We start from the raw sequence: 22,268 nt of genomic DNA, 5'->3' as shown, positions 1-22,268 counted from the left end.
GCCGCGCTGCGGCGCCGCGCCGGCGCCGGCCTCCGCCGGGTAGCTCGACGAGGGCGCCACGTCCCGGCACAGGCCCGCCAGCTCGCCGTAGACCTCGGCGATGTCGTTGTAGGCGAACGCCTCGAGCCCCAGCACGCTCCCCAGGGCCCGGAGGATGCGCCAGCCCGGGCGCGCCTCCCCGGGCGGCTCCCCCACCCCGCGGAAGCTCTGCCAGCGCCCCTCGGTGTTGACGAAGGTGCCGGCCGTCTCGCCGAAGGCGCCCATGGGCAGGAGGATATCCGCCTGCTCGCGCAGCCGCTCGTCGGCGAAGGGGGTGATCGCCACCACCTGCTCCGCCTCGGCCATGGCCCGGCCGGCGGCGACCGGGTCCCAGAGGTCGCGCTCGGGCTCGACGTTGAGCAGCAGGTAGCCCTTGAGCCCGCTGCGCAGCATGGCGTCCGCCGGCTGCCCGGCAGGCTCGGCGGCGGCGCCGCCGGCGCGGCGGTGGGGGACCGCGCCGGCGAGCCAGCCGCCGGCGGTGTTCGCCGCCTCGGCCATGACGCCGAAGCGGGCGCCGCTGTACTCGCCGATCAGGCTCCCCAGGGCCCGCAGCGCCGCCGCCTGGGGGTGGCTGCTCGCCAGGCTGCCGAGGAGCACGCTGGGGCGCTCGGCGGCCGCCAGGCGCTCGGCCACGGCCCGGGCCGCCTCGCTGGCCGGCCCCGCCAGCCCCGCCAGGGCCTTCGGCAGCTTGCGCCCCCGCGCCTCGGCCAGGGCCTGGGCCACGGCCGCCACCTCGCCGACGAGGGCGTCGGCGGGGACCGCGTCCTCCACCGCCAGGGGGAGGTTCCAGTCGAAGCGCCGCGGGTTGATCGCCATCACCGGCGCGCCGCCAAGCGCCGCCTTGCGCAGGCGGTGGTTGATCAGCGGCTGCTCGTAGCGGCTGTGGGCGCCGATGAGCAGCGCGGCGTCGGCCGCCTCCAGCTCGGCGATCCCCTGGCCCAGGTACGGGAAGGCCGGGGCCCGCTCCTGGTCGCTGACGTCGGCCTCGCGCAGGCGGTGGTCGACGTTGCCCGAGCCGAGACCGCGCAGCAGCCGCCCGGCGAGGTAGAGCTCCTCGAGGGTCGCCGTGGGGGCGAGCAGCCCGCCGAGCGCCGCGGCGCCGTGGCGCTCGACGACGCCGCGCAGCGCCTCGGCGGTGCGCTCCAGGGCCGTCTCCCAGGGCAGCTCGTGCCAGCGGCCGTCGCGCTTGACCTGCGGGCGCTCCAGGCGATCGCCGCTGGCCAGGCCCTCGACGCCGTAGCGGTCGCGGTCGGCGATCCACGTCTCGTTGACCGCCTCGTTCTCCGCCGGGACGACGCGCAGGATCCGCCCGCGCAGGGTGTGCAGGGCGATGCTCGAGCCGACGCCGTCGTGGGGGGCCACGGCGGGGAAGCTGAGCAGCTCCCAGGGGCGGGCCCGGAAGCGGAAGGGCTTGTTGGTCAGCGCGCCGACGGGGCAGAGGTCGATGATGTTGCCCGAGAGCTCGGAGCGCACCCCCTCGCCGGTGTAGGTGGTGATCCGCACGCCCTCGCCCCGGTTCATGGCGCCGAGCTCCTTCTGCCCGGCCACCTCCTCGAGGAAGCGCACGCACCGGGTGCAGTGGATGCAGCGGGTCATGTCCGTGGCCACCAGCGGGCCGAGGTCCTCGTCGGCGACCACCCGCTTGCCCTCGGTAAAGCGCGAGACGCCGCGGCCGAAGCCCAGCGCCAGGTCCTGGAGCTCGCACTCGCCGCCCTGGTCGCAGATCGGGCAGTCGAGGGGGTGGTTGATGAGCAGGAACTCCATGACGCTGCGCTGGGCGTTGAGGGCCGCCGCCGAGGTGGTGGCCACCTTCATGCCCTCGGCCACGGGGGTCGCGCACGCCGGCATCGGCTTCGGCGCCCGCTCCACCTCCACGAGGCACATCCGGCAGTTGGCGACCACCGACAGGTGCTTGTGGTAGCAGAAGCGCGGGATGTAGATCCCCGCCCGGTCCGCGGCCTCGATGAGCATCTCGCCCTTGCGGGCCTCGATGGCGCGGCCGTCGACCTCGATGGTGACCGTCTCTGCGTTCGCGCTCATGCCGCCGCCTCCACGGGGGAGCGACCGTGCTCCACGTAGTACTCGAACTCGTGCCAGAAGTGCTTGAGCAGCGCCTGGATCGGCAGCGAGGCCGCCTCGCCGAAGGCGCAGATGGTGTGCCCGGCGATCTGCCCGGCCGCGGCGTCGAGGACCTCGAGGTCCTCGGCGCGCCCCTCGCCGCGGCTGATGCGCTGCAGCACCCGGTAGACCCAGCCCGTCCCCTCGCGGCACGGCGTGCACTGGCCGCACGACTCGGCGTAGTAGAAGCGCGCGATGCGGGTGGCGGCCTGGACCATGTCGGTGGTCTCGTCCATGACGATCACCGCCCCGGAGCCGAGCGCCGAGCCGGCGCTGGCGAGGCCGTCGTAGTCCATGGTGCACTCGAGGGCGGTGGCCGCCGGCAGCACCGGCGTCGAGGAGCCGCCCGGGATCATGGCCTTGAGCCGCCGGCCGCCGCGCACGCCCCCGGCCTCGGCGAGCAGCTCGCGGAACGGGGTGCCGAGGGGGATCTCGTAGTTGCCGGGCCGGGTGACGTGGCCGGAGACGGAGAAGATCTTCTCGCCGCCGCTGTTGGGCACGCCGAGGCCCTGGAACCACTCGGCGCCGTTGCGCAGGATCGGCGGCACCGAGGCGAGCGTCTCGACGTTGTTGATGGTCGTCGGGCGCCCGTAGATACCGACCTGGGCCGGGAACGGCGGCTTGAAGCGCGGCAGCCCCTTCTTGCCCTCGAGCGACTCCATCAGCGCCGACTCCTCGCCGCAGATGTAGGCCCCGGCGCCGAGGTGGTTGTAGAGCTCGAAGCCGAAGCCCGAGCCGAGCAGGTCGGCGCCGAGGTAGCCGGCGGCGCGCGCCTCGGCCACGGCCTGCTCCATGCGCTCGAACGGCTCGTGGTGGAACTCGCCGCGCAGGTAGTTGTAGCCGACGCTCGCCCCCATGGCGTAGCCGGCGATGACCATCCCCTCGATCAGGGCGTGGGGGTTGAAGCGCAGGATGTCGCGGTCCTTGCAGGTGCCGGGCTCGGACTCGTCGGCGTTGCAGATGAGGTACTTGGGCCCGGCGCTGTCGCGCGGCATGAAGCCCCACTTGACGCCGGGCGGGAACCCGGCGCCGCCGCGCCCGCGCAGGCCGCTGGCCTTGACGGCCTCGACGACGTCGGCCGGCGGGACCGGCTCCCGCAGGACCCGCTCCAGGGCCTCGTAGCCGCCGACCCGGCGGTAGGTCTCCAGGCTCCAGGGCTCGTCGTAGCCCAGGGTGGTGTAGCAAACGCGATTCGCCATGCCTCCTCCGCGCCCCGCCGCTCAGTCCAGCCCGTCGAGGATCTCGTCGATCCGCTCGCGGGTCAGGTGGGTATAGTAGTGGCCGTCCACGAGCATCATCGGCGCCCCGGTGCAGGCGGCGAGGCACTCCTCCTCGTGGACCAGGGTGATCCGGCCGTCGGCGGTGGTCTCCCCGAGGCGCACGCCGAGCTTCTCCTCGATGTAGGCGACGAGCTCGTCGGCGCCGTTGAGCCAGCAGGAGATGTTGGTGCAGACGCTGATCTTGTGCCGCCCGGCCGGCTCCTCGAAGAAGAGCATCGAGTAGAAGGTGGCCACCTCGAAGGCGGTGGTGCGCGACATCCCCAGGTAGTCGGCCACGGCCTCGACGTGGCGGCGCTGCAGCCAGCCGCCGTTGTCGTCCTGGAGGATGTGCAGGGCGGGAATGATCGCCGACTGCCGGCCGCGCTCGTCGTCGGGGTACTGCGCGAGCCAGCGGTCGATCCGGCGGCGCTGATCCGCGGTCAGGCTCTGCTCTGGGCGGGTGTGCTGGGTCGTCACCGATCCACCTCTCCGAAGACCAGGTCAAGGGAGCCGATCAGGGTCACCACGTCCGCGAGCATGTAGCCGCGGATCATCTCGTCCGTGCCGGCCAGGTGGTAGTAGCACGGCGGGCGGACCTTCAGCCGGTACGGCTTGTTGGCGCCGTCGGAGATGATATAGGCGGCGAACTCGCCCTTGGGCGCCTCGACGGCGGCGTAGACCTCCCCCGGCGGCGTGCAGTAGCCCTCGGTGAAGAGCTTGAAGTGGTGGATGAGCGACTCCATGTCGTCCTTCATCTGCTCGCGCGTCGGCGGCGTCACCTTGGGGTCGTCGAGGCGCACCGGGCCGGGGTTCTCGCGCAGCCAGTCGATGCACTGCCGGATGATGCGCGCGGACTGGCGCATCTCCTCGACGCGCACCAGGTAGCGGTCGTAGGAGTCGCCGTTGGTGCCCACCGGGATGTCGAAGTCGAGCCGGTCGTAGACCTCGTAGGGCTGCATCTTGCGCAGGTCCCACTCGACGCCGGAGCCGCGCAGCATCGGCCCGGTGAAGCCGAGGGCGATGGCCCGCTCTGCCGAGATCGGGCAGACGTCGACGAGGCGCTGCTTCCAGATGCGGTTCTCGGTAAGCAGCGTCTCGTACTCGTCGACGCAGGCCGGGAAACGCTCGCAGAAGTCCTCGAGGAAGTCGAGCACCGAGCCCTCGCGGGCGCGGTTCATCTCGCGCAGCTCCTTGTCGCTGCGGTACGGCGAGGGCTCGTACTGCGGCATGCGCTCCGGCAGGTCGCGGTTGACGCCGCCGGGGCGGTAGTAGGTGGCGTGCATCCGCGTCCCCGAGACGGCCTCGTAGACGTCCATGAGGTCCTCGCGCTCGCGGAAGGTGTAGAGGAAGGCCGTCATGGCGCCGACGTCGAGGCCGTGGCCGCCGAGCCACAGGAGGTGGTTCAGGATGCGCGTCACCTCGTCCATCATCACCCGGATGTACTGGGCGCGCAGCGGCGGCTCGATGCCGAGGAGCCGCTCGATGGCGAGCACGTAGCCGTGCTCGTTGCACATCATGGAGACGTAGTCGAGCCGGTCCATGTAGCCGATGGACTGGTTGTACGGCTTGGACTCGGCGAGCTTCTCGGTGGCGCGGTGGAGCAGCCCGACGTGCGGGTCGGCCCGGCGCACCGTCTCCCCCTCCATCTCCAGGACCAGGCGCAGCACGCCGTGGGCGGCCGGGTGCTGGGGGCCGAAGTTGAGGGTGTAGCTCTGGAACTCAGCCATCGGCTTGGTCCTCCTCGGGCGTGCCCGGGGCGCGGTAGCGGTTGTCGTCGCGGATCACCCGCGGCACCAGCACCCGCGGCTCGATCTCCACGGGCCCGTAGACCACCCGCCCCTTCTCGGGGTCGTAGCGCGGCTCGACGTTGCCGATCAGGGGGAAGTCCTTGCGGAAGGGGTGGCCGACGAAGCCGTAGTCGGTGAGCAGGCGGCGCAGGTCCGGATGCCCCTCGAAGACGATGCCGTAGAGGTCGAAGGCCTCGCGCTCGGCCCAGTCCGCCGCCGGCCAGATGCCGGTCACCGAGGGCAGCACGGGCATGTCGTCGTCCTCGGCGAAGCAGCGCACCCGTAGCCGGTGGTTGTGGCTCAGCGACAGCAGGTGGTAGACGGCGGCGAAGCGCCGGCCGGTGGACTCGCTGACCGGCTGGACGCCGTAGATCCCCGTCAGCCCGAGCCGCCCGAAGCCCGGCTCGGTCACGCCGCGGCTGAAGCCGGAGCTGGTGGCCCGCTCGGTGATCCACTCGTCGCCGCCGTAGGCCGCGTAGTCGACGCCGGCGATGTCGACGAGCTGCTCGAAGCGCCACGGCTGCTCGTCGCGCAGCTGCGCCATCACCGCCGTCAGCTCCGCGGGCCGGACCTCGGCGGTGACCTCGCCGCGCTCGAGCCGCACCTCGGCAAGGCGCTCGCCGAAGCGGCCGCGGAGCTGCTCGTAGAGGCTCTCGGGCTCAGCCATGGGCTCTCCTTCAACGCGCGATGGTGTTGGTCCGGCGGATCTTGTTCTGCAGCTGCAGGACGCCGTAGAAGAGCGCCTCCGCCGTCGGCGGGCAGCCGGGAACGTAGATATCGACGGGCACGATCCGGTCACAGCCGCGGGTGACCGAGTACGAGTAGTGGTAGTAGCCGCCGCCGTTGGCGCACGAGCCCATGGAGATCACCCACTTGGGCTCCGGCATCTGGTCGTAGACCTTGCGCAGCGCCGGGGCCATCTTGTTGCACAGCGTGCCGGCGACGATCATGACGTCCGACTGGCGCGGGCTCGGCCGGAAGAGCATGCCGATGCGGTCCATGTCGTAGCGCGCCGCCGCCGTGTGCATCATCTCCACGGCGCAGCAGGCCAGCCCGAAGGTCATCGGCCACAGCGAGCCGGTCCGCGCCCAGTTGATCAGCTTGTCGGCAGAGGTGGTCACGTACCCCTGCTCGAGGATGCCCTCTACTCCCATTCCAGCGCCCCTTTCTTCCACTCGAAGAGCAGTCCGATCAGCAGGAGGCCGACGAAAAGCCCCATGGCTACGATGCCGAACAGCCCCACCTCATCCAACACAACGGCCCAAGGGAAGAGGAACGCGATCTCGAGGTCGAAGAGGATGAACAGCAGGGCCACGAGGTAGAAGCGCACGTCGAACTTCATGCGCGCGTCCTCGAAGGCCTCGAAGCCGCACTCGTAGGGAGACTGCTTCTCGGGGTCGTGGCGCCGGGGCGCGAGCAGGAACCCCACGCCGATGGGCAGGACGCCGAAGACAACCCCTACGAGGATGAAGAGTAGGACCGGCAGGTAGTTCTCGAGCATTCTGTACGCCGCTCCGCTAGTGGCCACGCGGGCGGCGCACTGTGGCCTGACGCCCGCGTCGATTCAGCGGGAGTTTACGGAGCGTTAACGCTCCGTGTCAAATCGACGCGAGCTATAAGTTGCTGATTTTGCGGCGTTTATAGTGAGGAAAAGGGATCCTATGCTTGACCTTGATCAAGTCTGCACCGGATTTTCAAGACCTTGCACTGCACAAGCGAGGGGCCCCTACCCCTCGCCTTGCTGCCCCTCCGGCTCCGGCGGCGGCGCCGGCGCCCCCGGCGACGCCGGGGCCTCGCCGCCGCCCGGCGGCTCGGGGGCGTCCGGCGGCGCCTGCGGCTGCTGCCCCTCCGGGGCGGCGGGCCCCTGCTGCTGCCCGCCCTGCGGCACCTCATCGACCACGGACTCGCCCTCGCCCTGGCCCTGGCTGGCGATGACCGCCAGGCCGAGGCTCGTCAGGAAGAAGCCCGTCCCGAGGCTGGCGATCAGCTTGGTCATGAAGGTCGCGGCGCCGCGGGAGCCGAAGACGGTGCTCGAGGCCCCGCTGCCGAAGGCCGCGCCCATGTCGGCCCCCTTGCCCTGGTTGAGCATGACCAGGGTGACCAGCGCGATCGCGATGAGGATGTGGACGACGAGAAGCGCTTGGAACATCGATTCGCCTCAGGCCTCGGTTGCTGCGCGGTGGATGGCGAGGAAGGCCTCCGGGTCGAGGGAGGCCCCGCCGATCAGGCCGCCGTCGACGTCGGGCTGCGCGAGCAGCTCCGCGGCGTTGTCCGCCTTCATACTGCCGCCGTAGAGGATGGGCAGCGCCTCGGCGCTGTCCGTGTCGCGCTCGGCGACCCGCTGGCGGACGAAGGCGTGGACCGCCTGCGCCTGCTCCGGCGTCGCCGTGCGCCCCGTGCCGATGGCCCAGACCGGCTCGTAGGCGACGACCCCCTCGGCGAAGGCGCGGTCGCCGGCCGCCTCGAAGACGGCCCCGAGCTGCTCGGCCACCACGGCCTCGGTCCGCTCGGCGTCGCGCTCGGCGAGGCTCTCGCCGATGCAGAGGATCGGCGTCAGGCCGGCCCGCTGCGCGGCCACGTACTTGCCCGCGACCCGCGCGTTGTCCTCGCTGTAGAGGGTCCGGCGCTCCGAGTGGCCGACGATGGCGTAGCGGCACCCCGCCTCGCGCAGCATCGCCCCGGAGACCTCGCCGGTGTAGGCGCCCGCCTCGTACTCGCTCACGTCCTGGGCGCCGAGCCGGACCCCGCTGGGGAGCTGGGTGGCCGCCGCCGCCAGGAGCGGGAAGGGGGGGCAGACCGCAAGCTCCGCCCCGCTCGCGGCGTCCGCTGCGCGCTCCGCGATCCGGCGGACGAGCTCTCCATCGCCGTTCATCTTCCAGTTGCCTGCGATAATCTTGCGCCGCATCCCTACATCCAACCCTGTCGACGGTTCCTAAAGAGCACGTAAGCGTATCGATCGCAAGGAGGGAAATCAAACGCCGCCGGGGGTCGCGCCCTCGGCCGCGGCCGAGGCGGCCTCGGCGAGCCCGTCGGCGAGCTCGCCGACCTGCGCGGCGTCCCGCCCCTCCACCATGACCCGCAGCAGCGGCTCGGTCCCCGAGGGGCGCAGCAGGACCCGGCCGGCGTCGCCGAGCTGCGCCTCGGCGTCGGCCACCGCCGCCTGCAGCGCCGGGGCGCTGAGGACGTCGACCCCGGGCTTGAGGGGGACGTTGACCAGCCGCTGCGGGTAGTACTCCATGCCGCTGGCGAGCTCGGCGAGCGAGCGGCCGCCGTGGGCCATCGCCTCGAGGACCTGCAGCGCCGAGACGATGCCGTCGCCGGTGGTCGTGCGGTCGAGGCAGATCAGGTGCCCCGAGGACTCCCCGCCGAGGGTGCCGCCGCGCTCGAGCAGGCGCTCGAGGACGTAGCGGTCGCCGACCTTGGCCCGCTCGAGGCGCAGGCCCAGCCCGGCGAGGGCGTGCTCGAGGCCGAGGTTGGTCATCTGCGTCCCGACCACCGGCCCCTGCACCTGGTGCTGGGCGGCGCGGGCGGCGGCGACGATGTAGAGCAGGCCGTCGCCGTCGACCACCCCGCCGCCGCTATCGACCATGAGCACCCGGTCGCCGTCGCCGTCGAAGGCCACGCCGGCGTCGGCGCCCTCGGCGAGCACCCGCTGGCGCAGCGCCCCGGGGTGCTGCGAGCCGCAGTCGACGTTGATGTTGAAGCCGTCGGGCTCGTGGCCCATGACGCTCACCGTGGCGCCGAGCTCGCGGAAGACCGCCGGGGCCACGTGGTAGGTGGCGCCGTGGGCGCAGTCGACGACCAGGTGCAGGCCGCCGAGGCCGATCCCGCGCGAGACCGCGCCCTTGCAGAACTCGATGTAGCGCCCGGCGGCGTCGTCGACGCGGCTCGCCCGGCCGAGGGCGTCGCAGGGGACGGTGGCCAGGGGCTCGTCGAGCAGCGCCTCGATGGCGAGCTCCGTGTCGTCGTCGAGCTTGTAGCCGTCGGCGCCGAAGAACTTGATGCCGTTGTCCTGGTGCGGATTGTGCGAGGCGCTGATCACCACGCCGGCCGCGGCGTGGAGGGTGCGGGTCAGGTAGGCGATGCCCGGCGTCGGCATCGGCCCGAGCATCAGCGAGTGCACCCCGGCGGCGGCGAAGCCGGCCTCGAGCGCCGACTCGAACATGTAGCCGGACAGGCGGGTGTCCTTGCCGATGACCACCCGGCGGCCCCCCTCGCCGGCGAGGACCCGGCCCGCCGCCCAGCCCAGGCGGAGGACGAAGTCGGCGGTGATGGGGTGCTCGCCGACCTTGCCGCGGACCCCGTCGGTCCCGAAGTAGCGCCGCTGCTGCGCTGCCATGAGCGCTCCCCTCCCCTTTAGAGCTCGGCCTCAGCCGCTTCAGCCCCCTGGGCGGCCGCCGCGGCGACGCGCACGGCGTCGGCGGTGGCCGCCACGTCGTGGGTCCGCACGATGGCCGCACCCTGGAAGGTAGCAACGGCCGCGGCGGCGAGGCTGCCGGCCAGCCGCTCCTCGACGCCGCGCTCCAGGAGCCGGCCGACCATCGACTTGCGCGAGATCCCCACCAGCACCGGCAGCCCCAGCTCGACGACGGCGTCGAGCCGGCGCAGGAGCTGGTAGTTGTGCGCCAGCGTCTTGCCGAAGCCGAAGCCGGGGTCGAGCACCAGGCGCTCGCGCGGGACGCCCGCCGCCTCGGCGGCCTCGGCCCGCGCCCGCAGGAAGCCGGCCACCTCGGCGGCGACGTCGTCGTAGTGCGGGCGCTGCTGCATGGTGCGCGGCTCGCCCTGCATGTGCATCAGGCAGATCGGCACCTCCAGGGCGGCGGCCTCCGCCAGGGCGCCCGGGGCCTGCAGGGCCTGGATGTCGTTGACCATCCCCGCCCCGGCGGCCACGGCGGCGCGCATCACCTGCGGCTTGCAGGTGTCCACGGAGAGGGGGACCGCCACCTCGTCGGCGAGCGCCTCGATCACCGGCACCACGCGGGCGATCTCCTCCTCGGCGCTCACCGGCTCGGCGCCGGGGCGGCTCGACTCGCCGCCGATATCGATGAGATCCGCCCCCTCCTCGACCATGCGCCGGGCCTGGGCCCGGGCGCTCCCGGCCTCGAGGAAGCGCCCGCCGTCGGAGAAGGAGTCGGGGGTGACGTTGAGCACCCCCATGACCCGGGGACGGTCCAGGGCGAGCGAGCGCCCCCCGCAGCGGAGCACGGGGGCGGCCATCAGTGCTCCCCGACCGGCCCCCCGATGGGGCGCTCGCCGCCGGCCGGCTCGCCCTGGGCGGTGTCATCGCCGCCGCCGCGATCCTCCCACCCCTTCGGGGGCCGGGGCCTCTGGCCGCGCATGATGTCGTCGATCTGCCCGCGATCGATGGTCTCGTACTTCATCAGCGCCTCGGCCATGAGGTGGAGCTTGTCCATGTGATCGCGCAGGATCTTCTCCGCCGCCGTGTAGTTGCTGTCGATGATCGCCCGCACCTCCTCGTCGATAGCGTGCTGGGTCTCGTCGGAGACCTCCTTCTGCTGTGCCATGGACTTGCCGATGAAGACCTCGCCCTGCTCCTCGCCGTAGGCGAGCGGCCCCAGCCGGGCCGACAGCCCCCACTTGGTGACCATGTTGCGGGCGATCTCCGTGGAGCGCTGGATATCGTTCTGGGCGCCCGTGGTGACGTGGTCCCCGCCGAAGATCAGCTCCTCGGCGATCCGGCCGCCGAACAGCCCGGCGATCATGCTGTCGAGCCGCTGCTTGGTGTAGCTGTAGCGGTCCTCCTCGGGGAGGAACATGGTCACGCCCAGCGCCCGGCCGCGGGGGATGATGCTGACCTTGTGCACCGGGTCGTGATCCGGCGAGTTCAGCCCCACGATGGCGTGCCCGGCCTCGTGGTAGGCCGTGAGCTTCTTCTCCTCCTCCTTCATGACCATGGACTTGCGCTCGGAGCCCATCATGATCTTGTCCTTGGCCTTCTCGAAGTCGTCCTGGTCCACCCGCTCCTTGTCCGAGCGGGCGGCGAACAGGGCCGCCTCGTTGACCAAGTTCTGCAGGTCCGCCCCGGAGAAGCCCGGGGTGCCCCGGGCGATGATCTCCGGCTTGACGTCGTCGGCGAGGGGGACCTGGCGCATGTGGACCTGGAGGATCTGCTCGCGGCCGCGGACGTCCGGCAGCGGCACCACCACCTGGCGGTCGAAGCGCCCCGGGCGCAGCAGGGCCGGGTCGAGGACGTCGGGGCGGTTGGTGGCGGCGATGACGATGATCCCCTCGCTGCCCTCGAAGCCGTCCATCTCGACGAGCATCTGGTTGAGCGTCTGCTCGCGCTCGTCGTGGCCGCCGCCGAGCCCGGCCCCGCGCTGGCGGCCGACGGCGTCGAGCTCGTCGATGAAGATGATGCACGGCGCCTGCTTCTTCGCCTGCTGGAACATGTCCCGCACCCGGGAGGCGCCGACGCCGACGAACATCTCCACGAAGTCGGAGCCGGAGATGGAGAAGAACGGCACCCGGGCCTCGCCGGCGATGGCCTTGGCGAGCAGGGTCTTGCCGGTGCCGGGCGGGCCGACCATGAGCACGCCGCGCGGGATCGTGCCGCCGAGGCGCTGGAACTTGGCCGGATCGCGCAGGAAGTCGACCAGCTCCTTGACGTCGTCCTTGGCCTCGTCGCAGCCGGCGACGTCGCTGAAGCCGTGCTTGCTCTGCTCCTCGGTCATGAGCTTGGCCTTGCTCTTGCCGAAGCTCATGGCCCCGCGGCCGCCGCCGCCGCCCTGCATCTGGCGCATGAAGTAGATCCACACGGCGATCAGCAGCAGGAACGGCGTCCACGAGATGAGGATCTGCAGCAGCATGCTGTCGCCGTCGGCCTCCTCGGCGTTGATGGTGACGCCGTTCTCGAGGAGGTCGCCGATCAGGGCGCGGTTGTCGGTCTCGGGGTTGAAGGTCTTGTACGTCTGCCCGCTGGCGTGCTCGATGGTGATCTGGTCACCGCTGATCAGCACCTCGCGGACCTCTCCCCGCTTGACGTCGTTGAGGAACTCCGAGTACGGGATCTCCTCGGCCACCTGGGTGCTGCTCTCCTGGAAGTTGCTGAACACGGACATCAGCACCACAGCAATGATGACCCAGAGGATCAGATTCTTGGCCATGTCGCTCACGGCGTCACCTCAATCTGCCTGTTTGCGGCACCTAGGAGGCACCTTACTATACCGACCGGCCTCGGGCCACAAGGTAGACCTCGCGGCTGGCGGAGCGGGAGGCGTCGGGCTTGCGCACGCTGACCCGCGCGAAGAGCCGGCCGAGCTCGGCCCGGAAGGCGTCGAACCCCTCGCCCTGGAAGCACTTGGCCACGAGAACGCCGTCCTGCTTTAAGGCTCGACCGGCGAAGTCGGCGGCGAGTTCCGCCAGGCCCATCGCCGCCGGCTGGTCGACGGCGGCGTGGCCGGTGAGGTTGGGGGCCATATCGGAGAGCACGACGTCGGCCTCGCGGCCCTCGAGGGCGGTCTGTACCGCCCGCAGGCCGTCGTCCGTGGCGAAGTCGGCCTCGACGCAGCGCACGCCCGGCAGCGGCGCCATCGCCAGGCAGTCGACGGCCACCACCACGCCGCCGGGGGCGACCCGCTGCGCCGCCAGCTGCGACCAGCCGCCGGGGGCGGCGCCGAGGTCGACCACCACGCGCCCCGGGGCGAGGAGCCGGTCCCGCTCGTCGATGGCCTCGAGCTTGAGCGCCGCGCGGGAGCGCCACCCCTCCGCCCGGGCCCGGCGGACGAAGGGGTCCGCCTCGTGCTGGGCGCGCCGCGACGGCGACCCGCAGCAGCGCCTGCGCTTAGCCTTGGCCATCGCCGTCCGCCTCCTCCGTCATCAGGCGCCGGGCGGCGCCCCGGGCGCGCAGGGCGATCCACGCGGCGCCGAGGCTCGCGGCGCCGAGCACGCCCAGCACCTCCTGCCAGGGGGGCGCCTCGACGCCGTAGCTCGCCAGCAGCGCGCCGGCCATCAGCAGCAGGACCACCCCGAGCTCGAGCTTGACGCTGCGCAGCGGCCCGCCGTTTGCCCGCACCACGCCGCGCTGTGGTAGGCTTTGCGCCCTTTTCTCACCTGGCATGGGAACATCTCCATGGAGCTCGATCCAGAGCAGATCCGCCACCTCCGCCGCCTCGGCCACGACCTCAAGCCCGTCGTCCTCACCGGCGCGGCCGGGGTCAGCGAGCCCGTCCTCCAGGAGATCGAGCGCGCCCTCACGGACCACGAGCTGATCAAGGTCAAGCTCGCCGGGGCCGACAAGGCGGAGCGCCGCGCGATGGCCGAGCGGATCACCGAGCGCACCGGCGCGGCCCTCGTCCAGGCCATCGGCCGGGTCGCCCTGCTCTACCGCCCCAACCCCGAGAGGCGGCCGGAGCAGCGCATCGAGGTGTAGGGCTCACTCCCGCGGCTGGAGGCCGCCGAGGACCAGCGCCAGGCCGATGGCGCTCGCCACGAGGTAGAGGCTCTCCGCCGTGCGCAGGGCGGCGACCCCGTTGCCGCCCTGCCCGGCCTGCGCGACCACCTCGGCCATGGGGGGGCGCACGCCAAGCTCGCCGATGCCGACCAGGAGGACCAGGGCCACCAGCAGCCAGAGCCGCCAGTGCGCCGCCAGGGGCCGGACCCGGTGGCGCAGCTGGGCCGGGATGAGCACGGCGGCGCAGCCGATGCTGACCCACGCCACGGCGCCCTTGAGCGCCTCGCTCAGCCCGGCGGCGGCGGCCGGGTCGTCGAGCTGCGCGAAGAGCACCGGGGCGGCGAGGTAGCCGACCCCCCACAGGGAGCCTACCCACACCGTCAGCAGCACCCGCTCCACGGCGCTAAGCAGCAAGGCCACCCTCCCCTAGGCGCCCGGCGCGAAGGAAGGCCGCGCCCCGGCCGCCGCCCTACTCATAGCGCACCTCGACGATCTCGTAGGTCCGCTCGCCGCCGGGCGCCTGGACGGCGGCCTCGTCGCCCTCCTCCTTGCCGATGAGCGCCCGGGCGATGGGCGAGTTCACCGAGATCAGCCCCTGCTTGATGTCGGCCTCGTCCTCGCCGACGATCTGGTAGGTCACCTCCTCGCCGCTGTCCGCGTCCTCGAGGACCACGGTGGCGCCGAAGACCACCTTCGGCGCGGCCTGGATCGTGGCCGGGTCGATGACCTGGGCGTTGGAGAGCTTGCCCTCGAGCTCCTGGATCCGCCCCTCGATGAACCCTTGCTGCTCCCGCGCGGCGTGGTACTCGGCGTTCTCCTTGAGGTCGCCGTGCTCGCGCGCCTCGGCGATGGCCTGGATGACGCGCGGGCGCTCCTCGTTCTTGAGGCGCTGGAGCTCGGCGCGCAGCTTCTCCGCGCCGCGACTCGTCAGGGGTGTCTTGCTCATCCCGTCATCTCCCTGTGCAGGGCGTGGAGGGGGCGGGCCTCCCAGTCCTTCATGTGATCCAGCGCCAGGCACGTCGCCCGCGCCCCGGCGATGGTCGTCGTATAGCAGACCTTGCGCTGCAGCGCCTCACGCCGGATCGAGTAGGAGTCGGCGATGGCCTGCCGCCCCTCGGTGGTGTTCACGATCAGGTCGATCTCGTCGTTCTTGATGGCGTCGACGACGTGCGGCCGCCCTTCGGTAACCTTGTTGATGCGGCGCACCTCCAGGCCGGCGGCCTCGAGGTGCGCTGCCGTGCCGTGGGTGGCGATCAGCCGGAAGCCGCGGCGCGTCAGGTCGCGGCAGACCTCCACGGCCGCCTCCTTGTCGGCGTGGCGGACGCTGACGAAGGCGCAGCCGCCGCGCGGCAGGACGACCCCCGCCGCCAGCTGCGCCTTGGCGTACGCCTCGCCGAAGCAGGCGCCGACGCCCATCACCTCGCCGGTGGACTTCATCTCCGGGCCGAGGATGGGGTCCACGCCGGGGAACTTGAGGAACGGGAAGACGGCCTCCTTGACCGAATAATAGGTCGGCACGACCTCCCGCTCCACTCCCTGCTCGGCCAGGGAGCGGCCGGCCATGCACCGCGCCGCCACCTTGGCCAGCGGGACGCCGCTGGCCTTGGCCACGTAGGGGACCGTGCGCGCCGCCCGCGGGTTGACCTCCAGGAGGAAGATCCGCTGGCCCTGGATGGCGAACTGCACGTTCATCAGCCCGACCACCTCCAGCTCCCGGGCGAGCAGCCGCACCTGCTCGCGGACCCGGTCCTGGATGTCCTGGGCGAGGGTGTACGGCGGGATCGAGCAGGCCGAGTCGCCGGAGTGGACGCCGGCCTGCTCGATGTGCTGCATGATCCCGCCGATGACCAGCTGCTCGCCGTCGCAGACGGCGTCGACGTCGACCTCCACGGCGTCGTCGAGGAAGCGGTCGAGCAGCACCGGCGAGTCGTTGGAGACGCGCACCGCCTCGTTCATGTACTGGCGCAGCTCGCTCTCCTCGTAGACGATCTCCATCGCCCGGCCGCCGAGGACGTAGGAGGGCCGGACCACCAGCGGATAGCCGATCTCGGCGGCCAGCTCCAGGGCCTCGGCCTCGGTGCGCGCCGTGCGGTTGGGCGGCTGGATGAGGTCGACGCGGCCGATGAGCTCCTGGAAGCGCTCGCGGTCCTCGGCCAGGTCGATGGAGTCCGGGCTGGTGCCGATGATCGGCGCCCCGGCCGCCTCGAGGGCCCGGGCGAGCTTGAGCGGCGTCTGCCCGCCGTACTGGACGATGATCCCCTCGGGCTGCTCGATCTCGACGATGGCCAGGACGTCCTCGAGGGTCAGCGGCTCGAAGTAGAGCCGGTCCGAGGTGTCGTAGTCCGTCGAGACCGTCTCCGGGTTGCAGTTGACCATGATGGTCTCGTAGCCGTCCTCGCGCAGGGCCAGCGAGGCGTGGACGCAGCAGTAGTCGAACTCGATGCCCTGGCCGATGCGGTTCGGGCCGCCGCCGAGGACCATGATCTTGCGCCGGCCCGAGGGCTCGGCCTCGCACTCCTCCTCGTAGGTGGAGTACATGTAGGCCGTGGCCGTGGGGAACTCGGCGGCGCAGGAGTCGACGCGCTTGAACACCGGGCGCACGCCGAGCTCCCGGCGCCGCTCGCGGACCTGCGCCTCGCCGACGCCCCAGAGCTGGGCGAGCCGGGCGTCGGAGAAGCCGCGGCGCTTGTAGCCGTACAGCCCGGCGGCCGAGCACGCCTCGAGGGCGCCGGCGGCGATCTCCGCCTCGCAGGCGATGAGCTCCTCGATCTGGGCGAGGAACCAGGGGTCGATGGCCGTCATCTCGTGGACGTCGGCGACGGAGAAGCCGACGCGGAAGGCGTCGCCGAGGTGCAGGATCCGCTCGGCGGTGGGCTGGCGCAGGGCGTAGCGCACGGCGTCCTGGAGATCGGAGCGGGTGCGGTCGAGGCGCTCGTCGAGCCCCGCGAGGTCCTGCTCGAGCCCGCGCAGGGCCTTCTGGAACGACTCCTGGAAGGTCCGGCCGATGGCCATGACCTCCCCCACCGACTTCATCTGGGTGGTCAGGAAGGCCTGGGCCTGGGGGAACTTCTCGAAGGTAAAGCGCGGGATCTTGGTGACGACGTAGTCGATGGCCGGCTCGAAGGAGGCCGGCGTGGCCCCGCCGGTGATCTCGTTGCGCAGCTCGTCGAGGGTGTAGCCGACGGCGAGCTTGGCGGCGACCTTGGCGATGGGGAAGCCCGTGGCCTTGGAGGCGAGCGCCGAGGAGCGCGACACGCGCGGGTTCATCTCGATGATCACCATCCGCCCGTTATCCGGGTTGATGGCGAACTGCACGTTGGAGCCGCCGGTCTCCACCCCGATCTCGCGGAGCACCGCCAGCGAGGCGTCGCGCATGAGCTGGTACTCCTTGTCGGTCAGCGTCTGCGCGGGCGCCACGGTCACCGAGTCGCCGGTGTGCACCCCCATGGGGTCGAGGTTCTCGATGGAGCAGACGATGATGGCGTTGTCGTGGCCGTCGCGGACCACCTCCATCTCGTACTCCTTCCAGCCGAGCACCGACTCCTCGAGCAGGACCTCGTTGGTGTACGACAGGTCGAGGCCGCGCTCGACGATCTCGTGGAACTCCTCGCGGTTGTAGGCGATCCCGCCGCCGGAGCCGCCGAGCGTGTAGGAGGGGCGGATGATCACGGGGAAGCCCATGCGCGCCTGCGCCGCCTGCGCCTCGGCCATGGAGCGGGCGATCTCGGCGCGGGGGGTCTCGAAGCCGATGTTGGCCATGGCCGCGCGGAAGGCCTCGCGCTCCTCGGCCTTGTCGATGGCCTCGCGGCTGGCGCCGATCATCTCCACGCCGTAGCGCTCCAGGACGCCGTGCTTGACCAGGTCGAGGGCGCAGTTGAGCGCCGTCTGCCCGCCCATGGTGGGGAGCACCGCCTCGGGGCGCTCGCGCTCGATGATCCGGGCGACGGTCTGCCACTCGATGGGCTCGACGTAGACGGCGTCGGCCGTCTCCGGGTCGGTCATGATCGTCGCCGGGTTGGAGTTGACGAGCACCACCCGGTAGCCCTCCTCGCGCAGCGCCTTGCAGGCCTGGGCGCCGGAGTAGTCGAACTCGCACGCCTGGCCGATGACGATCGGGCCGGCGCCGATGATCAGGATCGATTGGATATCAGTTCTCTTCGGCATACATCATCATCGCGAGGAAGCGGTCGAACAGCGGTTGCACGTCGTGGGGCCCGGGGCTGGCCTCGGGGTGGCCCTGGAAGCTGAAGGCCGGCACGTCGGTCCGCCGGATCCCCTGCAGCGAGCCGTCGAACAGGGAGCGGTGGGTGGCCTCGAGGCAGTCCGGCAGGCTCTGCTCGTCCACCGCGAAGCCGTGGTTCTGGCTGGAGATCAGGACCTGGCCGCTGGCCAGGTCGAGGACCGGGTGGTTGGCGCCGTGGTGGCCGAACTTCATCTTCGCGCTCCGCGCCCCGCTGGCCAGGCCGAGCAGCTGGTGGCCCAGGCAGATGCCGAGCAGCGGGATGCGGTGGACCTCGAGCAGCTCGCGGATGGCCTCGACGGCGTAGCCCATGGGCTCCGGGTCGCCGGGGCCGTTGGAGACGAACACCCCGTCGGGGCGCATCGCCGCCACCTCCGCCGCCGGCGTATGCGCCGGGACGACGGTGACGCGGCAGCCGCGGTCGACGAGCAGGCGCAGGATGTTCTGCTTGATGCCGTAGTCGTAGGCCACCACGTGCCAGCGCGCCGGGCCCGCCGCCTCCTCGGCGTCGGCGCGGCCGAGCTCCAGGCGCCAGCTGCCCCGGCGCCACTCCCGCGCCTCGCCGGTGCCCGCCGAGCCGGCGAGATCGCGCCCGGCCATGCCGGCGTAGGCCGCGGCCTGCTCCCGCGCCCAGGCCTCGTCGAGGCCCTCGCCGGCCGCCAGGCAGCCGCCCTGGGCCCCCTGCTCGCGCAGGATCCGCGTCAGCTTGCGGGTGTCGATCCCGGCGATGGCCACGACCCCCTGCGCCGCCAGCCACTGCGGCAGCGCCCCCTCGGCCCGCCAGCTGCTGGTGCGCGGCGGGACGTCCCGCACCACGAGCCCGGCGAGCCGGGCGCGCTCGTCCTCCCGGTCGACGGCGTTGACGCCGGTATTGCCGATGTGCGGGTAGGTGAGCGTCACGATCTGCCCCGCGTAGGAGGGGTCCGTGGCGATCTCCTGATAGCCCGTCATGGCGGTATTGAAGACGACCTCGGCGGTGACGGCGCCGTCGGCGCCCACCGCCTCACCGCGAAAGACTGTGCCATCCTGGAGGGCGAGCAGTGCTGGCCGGGTCAACGGAGCCTCCCTTGGGTGCATGCAAAAAACGGGAGGGGGGACCCTCCCGTCGACGTGCCGGCTCGCGCCGTACGAAGGCGCAGGTAAACGCCCAGCAGTATACCTGCGCGGCGGGTGCACTGTCACGCTCTCAGCCCCGCGCCGCCGGGCAGGGGCGGCCGGTGCACCCGGCCGGGACAGGCCTGGCCACGGGCTCTACCCAACGCCCTCATTAAGGCTTATCATTGAATGTTTAGCCCTGCTTTCGTGTGAGCCTCCTTGACTGCGCTGTCCGTTACCGACCTGACCAAGACCTACGCCGAGGGCAAGATCGCCCTGCACGGGGTGAGCCTGAGCGTGGACGCGGGCGCCTTCTTCGGCCTGCTCGGGCCGAACGGGGCCGGCAAGTCGACGCTGATCGGCATCATCTCGACGCTCGTCAACAAGAGCAGCGGCACCATCCGCGTCTTCGGCCACGACCTCGACCGCGACCCGTGGGCCGTGAAGTCCGCCATCGGCCTCGTGCCGCAGGAGTTCAACTTCAACAGCTTCGAGACGGTCGAGCAGATCGTGCTCAACCAGGCCGGCTACTACGGCATCCCGCGGCGGCTCGCCCGCCGCCGGGCCGAGCACTACCTGCAGAGCCTCGGCCTCTGGGAGCGGCGCGACTCGGTGGCGGGGACCCTCTCGGGCGGGCTCAAGCGCCGGCTGATGATCGCCCGGGCGCTGGTCCACGAGCCGCGGCTGCTCATCCTCGACGAGCCCACCGCCGGCGTGGACATCGAGCTGCGCCGCTCGATGTGGGACTTCCTGCGCCATATCAACGACCAGGGCACCACCATCATCCTGACCACGCACTACCTCGAGGAGGCCGAGAGCCTCTGCCGCGACATCGCCATCATCGACGAGGGGCGCATCGTCGAGAACACCGACGTCAAGAGCCTGCTCCAGCGCCTGTCGAGCCACACCTTCCTGCTCGACGTCGACCGCGTCCCGGAGCCGCTGCCCGAGGTGGCGGGCTTCCGGCTCGAGCACGCCGGCGACCACATCCTCGAGGCGGAGGTCCCCCGCGGCCGGGCGCTGACCGAGCTCTTCGCCGCCCTCACCGAGCACGGCATCGCGGTGACGAGCATGCGCAACAAGTCCAACCGCCTGGAGGAGCTCTTCGTGCGGCTGCTCGATAAGGACGACCCCGAGTACCCGGCCTCCGGCGGCCCGGCGGGCCGCCCCCCGGCCGAGCAGCAGCGGGCGGCGGAGCCGAGCGCATCATGACGGGGCGCGAGGAGCAAGGGCCGCACCCCGCGCCGGATCGCTACGGGGCGCAGGCGCAGCCGAGCCGCGCCCAGGCGACGTGGGTCTCGCTGCAGACCATCGTGCTCAAGGAGACCCGCCGCTTCCTGCGCATCTGGATCCAGACCCTGGTGCCGCCGGCGATCACCATGACGCTCTACTTCGTCATCTTCGGGGCGCTGATCGGCCAGCGTGTCGGCCCCATGGAGGGGTACAACTACATCGAGTACATCGCCCCGGGGATCATCATGCTCTCGGTGATCACCAACTCCTACAACAACGTCGTCTCGTCGTTCTTCGGGGCGAAGTTCCAGCGCCACATCGAGGAGCTGCTCGTCTCCCCGACGCCGAACCTCGTCATCCTCGTCGGCTACGTCGCCGGCGGCGTCGGGCGCGGCCTCTGCACCGGGGCGATCGTCACGGCGGTGGCGCTGCTGTTCACCTCGCTGCCGATCCACAGCTGGGCGATCACCGTCTCCGTGGTCGTGCTCACGGCAGTGCTCTTCTCCATCGGCGGCTTCATCAACGCCATCTACGCCAAGAAGTTCGACGATATCGCCATCGTCCCGACCTTCGTGCTCACGCCGCTGACCTACCTCGGCGGCGTCTTCTACTCCATCTCGCTGCTCCCGGACTTCTGGCAGGGCGTCTCCATGGCCAACCCGATCCTCTACATGGTCAACGCCTTCCGCTACGGCATCCTCGGCGCCTCGGACGTCCCCATCGCCCTGTCGTACGCCATGATGCTGCTGTTCATCGCCGGCTTCGGCGGCTTCGCCCTGCACCTGCTCAACCGCGGCACCGGCCTACGCTCCTAGGGATTGGGTTGATCCGGCGCCGCGCGGGGATGCCACGTTAGGCCCCGCCGGGCCCGGGCTGGCCTTCCCGGCCGGGCCCGGCTTAACTGAGAGAGGAGAGCGCCGATGAGCGAACCCACGGAGCCGCCTATGGACCCGGCACGCAGCCCGCTGCTGACCGACCTCTACCAGCTGACGATGGTCGACAGCTACCTGCAGCGCGGGATGCAGGGGACGGCCTCCTTCGAGCTGTTCAGCCGCAAGCTCCCGCCGGGGCACGGCTTCTACCTCGCCTCCGGGGTCGAGGCGGCCGTGGAATGGCTCGAGGGGCTGCGCTTCGGCGACGAGGAGCTCGCCTGGATCCGCGACTGCGGCCACTTCCGCCCGGGGCTGGCCGACGAGCTCGCGGGGCTGCGCTTTACCGGCCACGTCGAGGCGGTCCCCGACGGCACGGTGCTCTTCCCCCAGGAGCCGATCCTCCGGGTGACGGCGCCGCTGCCCGAGGCGCAGCTGGTGGAGAGCCGGCTGATGAACCTCGTCCACCTCCACACCCTGCTCGCCTCCAAGGCAGTCCGGGCCGTGCTCGCCGCCGACGGCAGCCACCTCGTGGACTTCGGCATGCGCCGCGCCCACGGCGCCGAGGCCGCCATGGCGGCGGCGCGCGGCGCCTGGATCGCCGGCTACGCCGGGACCGCGACCTGCCTCGCCGGCGCCGAGTACGGCATCCCCACCGTCGGCACCATGGCCCACTCCTACGTCCTCGCCTTCGACGACGAGCGCGAGGCCTTCCGCGCCTTCGCCGAGAGCCACCCGGAGAACGTCACCCTGCTCATCGACACCTACGACACCCTCGAGGCGGCGCACAAGGTGGTCGAGCTCGCGCAGGAGGGGGTCCCCGTCCAGGGGGTGCGGATCGACAGCGGCGATCTCGCCGAGCTCGCCCGGCAGGTCCGCGGCATCCTCGACGCCGGCGGCCAGCCGGACATCCGCATCCTCGCCAGCGGCAGCCTCGACGAGCACGAGGTCGCCCGCCTGCGCGCCGCCGGGGCCCCCATCGACGGCTTCGGCCTGGGCACGCTCATCGACACGGCGGCGGACCAGCCCTACCTGGACATGGCCTACAAGCTCCACGAGTACCGTGGCGAGCCGCGCCGCAAGCGCTCCGCGGGCAAGCTCCACTGGCCGGGGCGCAAGCAGGTCCGCCGCCACTACCGCGACGGCGCCGCCTGCGGCGACACCCTCTGCCTCAGCGACGAGCAGCTGCCCGGGGAGCCGCTGCTGGAGACGGTCATG

22 protein-coding genes are annotated in these 22,268 nt (G+C 71.7%); 4 read left to right on the top strand and 18 right to left on the bottom strand.

The features are described 5' to 3' along the window. From nuoG to CKO13_RS03610, 14 genes are all read right to left on the bottom strand, one after another. A partial coding sequence (gene nuoG / locus CKO13_RS03675) for an NADH-quinone oxidoreductase subunit NuoG (RefSeq protein ID WP_200256911.1) occupies window positions 1–2,079 on the bottom strand: 2,079 nt, incomplete at its 3' end. Continuing rightward, window positions 2,076–3,356: an NADH-quinone oxidoreductase subunit NuoF gene (gene nuoF, locus CKO13_RS03670; RefSeq protein WP_200256910.1), complete on the bottom strand. Its 1,281-nt coding sequence runs from the start codon at window positions 3,354–3,356 to the stop codon at window positions 2,076–2,078. The genes nuoF and nuoG, both read right to left, overlap by 4 nt. 21 nt (window positions 3,357–3,377) lie before the next feature. After that, entirely contained in the window at window positions 3,378–3,893 is a 516-nt protein-coding gene (locus CKO13_RS03665; RefSeq protein WP_200256909.1) for an NADH-quinone oxidoreductase subunit NuoE, read from the bottom strand. Beyond that, complete coding sequence (locus CKO13_RS03660) at window positions 3,890–5,143, bottom strand: NADH-quinone oxidoreductase subunit D (protein ID WP_200256908.1); 1,254 nt, start codon at window positions 5,141–5,143, stop codon at window positions 3,890–3,892. Before CKO13_RS03660 ends, CKO13_RS03665 begins: the two co-directional genes overlap by 4 nt. Next, a complete protein-coding gene (locus tag CKO13_RS03655; protein WP_200256907.1) occupies window positions 5,136–5,870 on the bottom strand; it encodes an NADH-quinone oxidoreductase subunit C in 735 nt (244 codons plus the stop codon). Before CKO13_RS03655 ends, CKO13_RS03660 begins: the two co-directional genes overlap by 8 nt. A 10-nt stretch (window positions 5,871–5,880) precedes the next feature. Further along, window positions 5,881–6,357, bottom strand: a complete 477-nt coding sequence (locus tag CKO13_RS03650; RefSeq protein WP_200256904.1) for a NuoB/complex I 20 kDa subunit family protein — start codon at window positions 6,355–6,357, stop codon at window positions 5,881–5,883. Continuing rightward, window positions 6,348–6,704 (bottom strand): NADH-quinone oxidoreductase subunit A, encoded by a 357-nt coding sequence (locus CKO13_RS03645; protein ID WP_200256903.1) that lies wholly within the window; start codon window positions 6,702–6,704, stop codon window positions 6,348–6,350. Before CKO13_RS03645 ends, CKO13_RS03650 begins: the two co-directional genes overlap by 10 nt. A 225-nt stretch (window positions 6,705–6,929) precedes the next feature. Further along, on the bottom strand, window positions 6,930–7,352 hold the full coding sequence (gene secG / locus CKO13_RS03640) for a preprotein translocase subunit SecG (protein ID WP_200256902.1): 423 nt from the start codon (window positions 7,350–7,352) through the stop codon (window positions 6,930–6,932). A 9-nt stretch (window positions 7,353–7,361) separates the two neighbouring features. Beyond that, complete coding sequence (gene tpiA / locus CKO13_RS03635; RefSeq protein ID WP_200256901.1) at window positions 7,362–8,108, bottom strand: triose-phosphate isomerase; 747 nt, start codon at window positions 8,106–8,108, stop codon at window positions 7,362–7,364. Between the two features lie 66 nt (window positions 8,109–8,174). Continuing rightward, window positions 8,175–9,542, bottom strand: a complete 1,368-nt coding sequence (gene glmM / locus CKO13_RS03630; protein ID WP_200256900.1) for a phosphoglucosamine mutase — start codon at window positions 9,540–9,542, stop codon at window positions 8,175–8,177. 17 nt (window positions 9,543–9,559) lie between these two features. Beyond that, a complete protein-coding gene (folP, locus tag CKO13_RS03625; RefSeq protein ID WP_200256899.1) occupies window positions 9,560–10,420 on the bottom strand; it encodes a dihydropteroate synthase in 861 nt (286 codons plus the stop codon). Further along, complete coding sequence (gene ftsH, locus CKO13_RS03620) at window positions 10,420–12,327, bottom strand: ATP-dependent zinc metalloprotease FtsH (protein WP_200256897.1); 1,908 nt, start codon at window positions 12,325–12,327, stop codon at window positions 10,420–10,422. The genes folP and ftsH overlap by 1 nt, the downstream gene beginning before the upstream one ends. A 55-nt stretch (window positions 12,328–12,382) precedes the next feature. Further along, on the bottom strand, window positions 12,383–13,018 hold the full coding sequence (locus CKO13_RS03615) for an RlmE family RNA methyltransferase (protein WP_200256895.1): 636 nt from the start codon (window positions 13,016–13,018) through the stop codon (window positions 12,383–12,385). Further along, window positions 13,005–13,238 carry a hypothetical protein gene (locus CKO13_RS03610; protein WP_200256893.1) on the bottom strand — a complete coding sequence of 78 codons (234 nt, stop codon included), beginning with the start codon at window positions 13,236–13,238 and terminating at the stop codon, window positions 13,005–13,007. The genes CKO13_RS03615 and CKO13_RS03610 overlap by 14 nt, the downstream gene beginning before the upstream one ends. A 54-nt stretch (window positions 13,239–13,292) precedes the next feature. On the opposite strand from CKO13_RS03610, the gene yhbY reads away from it, so the two are divergent. Continuing rightward, a complete protein-coding gene (gene yhbY / locus CKO13_RS03605; RefSeq protein WP_200256891.1) occupies window positions 13,293–13,592 on the top strand; it encodes a ribosome assembly RNA-binding protein YhbY in 300 nt (99 codons plus the stop codon). A 3-nt stretch (window positions 13,593–13,595) separates the two neighbouring features. Here the strand turns inward: yhbY and CKO13_RS03600 are convergent, their stop codons facing one another. Genes CKO13_RS03600 through carA form a run of 4 tightly spaced genes read right to left on the bottom strand, consistent with a single transcriptional unit; the run spans window position 13,596 to window position 18,909 of the window. Next, window positions 13,596–14,027, bottom strand: a complete 432-nt coding sequence (locus CKO13_RS03600) for a DUF4149 domain-containing protein (protein ID WP_200256886.1) — start codon at window positions 14,025–14,027, stop codon at window positions 13,596–13,598. Between the two features lie 55 nt (window positions 14,028–14,082). Continuing rightward, window positions 14,083–14,559 carry a transcription elongation factor GreA gene (gene greA / locus CKO13_RS03595; protein ID WP_200256885.1) on the bottom strand — a complete coding sequence of 159 codons (477 nt, stop codon included), beginning with the start codon at window positions 14,557–14,559 and terminating at the stop codon, window positions 14,083–14,085. Beyond that, a complete protein-coding gene (carB, locus tag CKO13_RS03590; RefSeq protein WP_200256884.1) occupies window positions 14,556–17,777 on the bottom strand; it encodes a carbamoyl-phosphate synthase large subunit in 3,222 nt (1,073 codons plus the stop codon). The genes greA and carB overlap by 4 nt, the downstream gene beginning before the upstream one ends. After that, window positions 17,761–18,909 carry a glutamine-hydrolyzing carbamoyl-phosphate synthase small subunit gene (gene carA, locus CKO13_RS03585; protein ID WP_420827053.1) on the bottom strand — a complete coding sequence of 383 codons (1,149 nt, stop codon included), beginning with the start codon at window positions 18,907–18,909 and terminating at the stop codon, window positions 17,761–17,763. The genes carB and carA overlap by 17 nt, the downstream gene beginning before the upstream one ends. Window positions 18,910–19,167: 258 nt before the next feature. Here carA and CKO13_RS03580 point away from each other — a divergent pair, with 258 nt between their 5' ends. The 3 genes from CKO13_RS03580 to CKO13_RS03570 all read left to right on the top strand — a co-directional run. Continuing rightward, entirely contained in the window at window positions 19,168–20,160 is a 993-nt protein-coding gene (locus tag CKO13_RS03580; protein WP_200256877.1) for an ABC transporter ATP-binding protein, read from the top strand. Then, window positions 20,157–20,996 (top strand): ABC transporter permease, encoded by an 840-nt coding sequence (locus CKO13_RS03575; protein ID WP_200256875.1) that lies wholly within the window; start codon window positions 20,157–20,159, stop codon window positions 20,994–20,996. The genes CKO13_RS03580 and CKO13_RS03575 overlap by 4 nt, the downstream gene beginning before the upstream one ends. 105 nt (window positions 20,997–21,101) lie before the next feature. Continuing rightward, on the top strand, window positions 21,102–22,268 hold a 1,167-nt coding region (locus CKO13_RS03570), incomplete at its 3' end, for a nicotinate phosphoribosyltransferase (RefSeq protein WP_242467871.1).

The organism is Halorhodospira neutriphila (assembly GCF_016584055.1).
GTDB lineage: Bacteria > Pseudomonadota > Gammaproteobacteria > Nitrococcales > Halorhodospiraceae > Halorhodospira > Halorhodospira neutriphila.
Note: the sequence above shows the minus strand (reverse complement) of the source record. Positions and strands in the feature narration are given on the sequence as shown.

Bases quoted from the DNA above. Each gene is read 5' to 3' on its own strand.
- glmM (WP_200256900.1), bottom strand. From the start codon at position 9,542: ATGGCAGCGCAGCAGCGGCGCTACTTCGGGACCGACGGGGTCCGCGGC.
- carB (WP_200256884.1), bottom strand. From the start codon at position 17,777: ATGCCGAAGAGAACTGATATCCAATCGATCCTGATCATCGGCGCCGGC.
- CKO13_RS03660 (WP_200256908.1), bottom strand. From the start codon at position 5,143: ATGGCTGAGTTCCAGAGCTACACCCTCAACTTCGGCCCCCAGCACCCG.
- ftsH (WP_200256897.1), bottom strand. From the start codon at position 12,327: ATGGCCAAGAATCTGATCCTCTGGGTCATCATTGCTGTGGTGCTGATG.
- tpiA (WP_200256901.1), bottom strand. From the start codon at position 8,108: ATGCGGCGCAAGATTATCGCAGGCAACTGGAAGATGAACGGCGATGGA.
- CKO13_RS03615 (WP_200256895.1), bottom strand. From the start codon at position 13,018: ATGGCCAAGGCTAAGCGCAGGCGCTGCTGCGGGTCGCCGTCGCGGCGC.
- yhbY (WP_200256891.1), top strand. From the start codon at position 13,293: ATGGAGCTCGATCCAGAGCAGATCCGCCACCTCCGCCGCCTCGGCCAC.
- CKO13_RS03575 (WP_200256875.1), top strand. From the start codon at position 20,157: ATGACGGGGCGCGAGGAGCAAGGGCCGCACCCCGCGCCGGATCGCTAC.
- folP (WP_200256899.1), bottom strand. From the start codon at position 10,420: ATGGCCGCCCCCGTGCTCCGCTGCGGGGGGCGCTCGCTCGCCCTGGAC.
- nuoF (WP_200256910.1), bottom strand. From the start codon at position 3,356: ATGGCGAATCGCGTTTGCTACACCACCCTGGGCTACGACGAGCCCTGG.
- CKO13_RS03645 (WP_200256903.1), bottom strand. From the start codon at position 6,704: ATGCTCGAGAACTACCTGCCGGTCCTACTCTTCATCCTCGTAGGGGTT.
- CKO13_RS03655 (WP_200256907.1), bottom strand. From the start codon at position 5,870: ATGGCTGAGCCCGAGAGCCTCTACGAGCAGCTCCGCGGCCGCTTCGGC.
- greA (WP_200256885.1), bottom strand. From the start codon at position 14,559: ATGAGCAAGACACCCCTGACGAGTCGCGGCGCGGAGAAGCTGCGCGCC.
- secG (WP_200256902.1), bottom strand. From the start codon at position 7,352: ATGTTCCAAGCGCTTCTCGTCGTCCACATCCTCATCGCGATCGCGCTG.
- CKO13_RS03650 (WP_200256904.1), bottom strand. From the start codon at position 6,357: ATGGGAGTAGAGGGCATCCTCGAGCAGGGGTACGTGACCACCTCTGCC.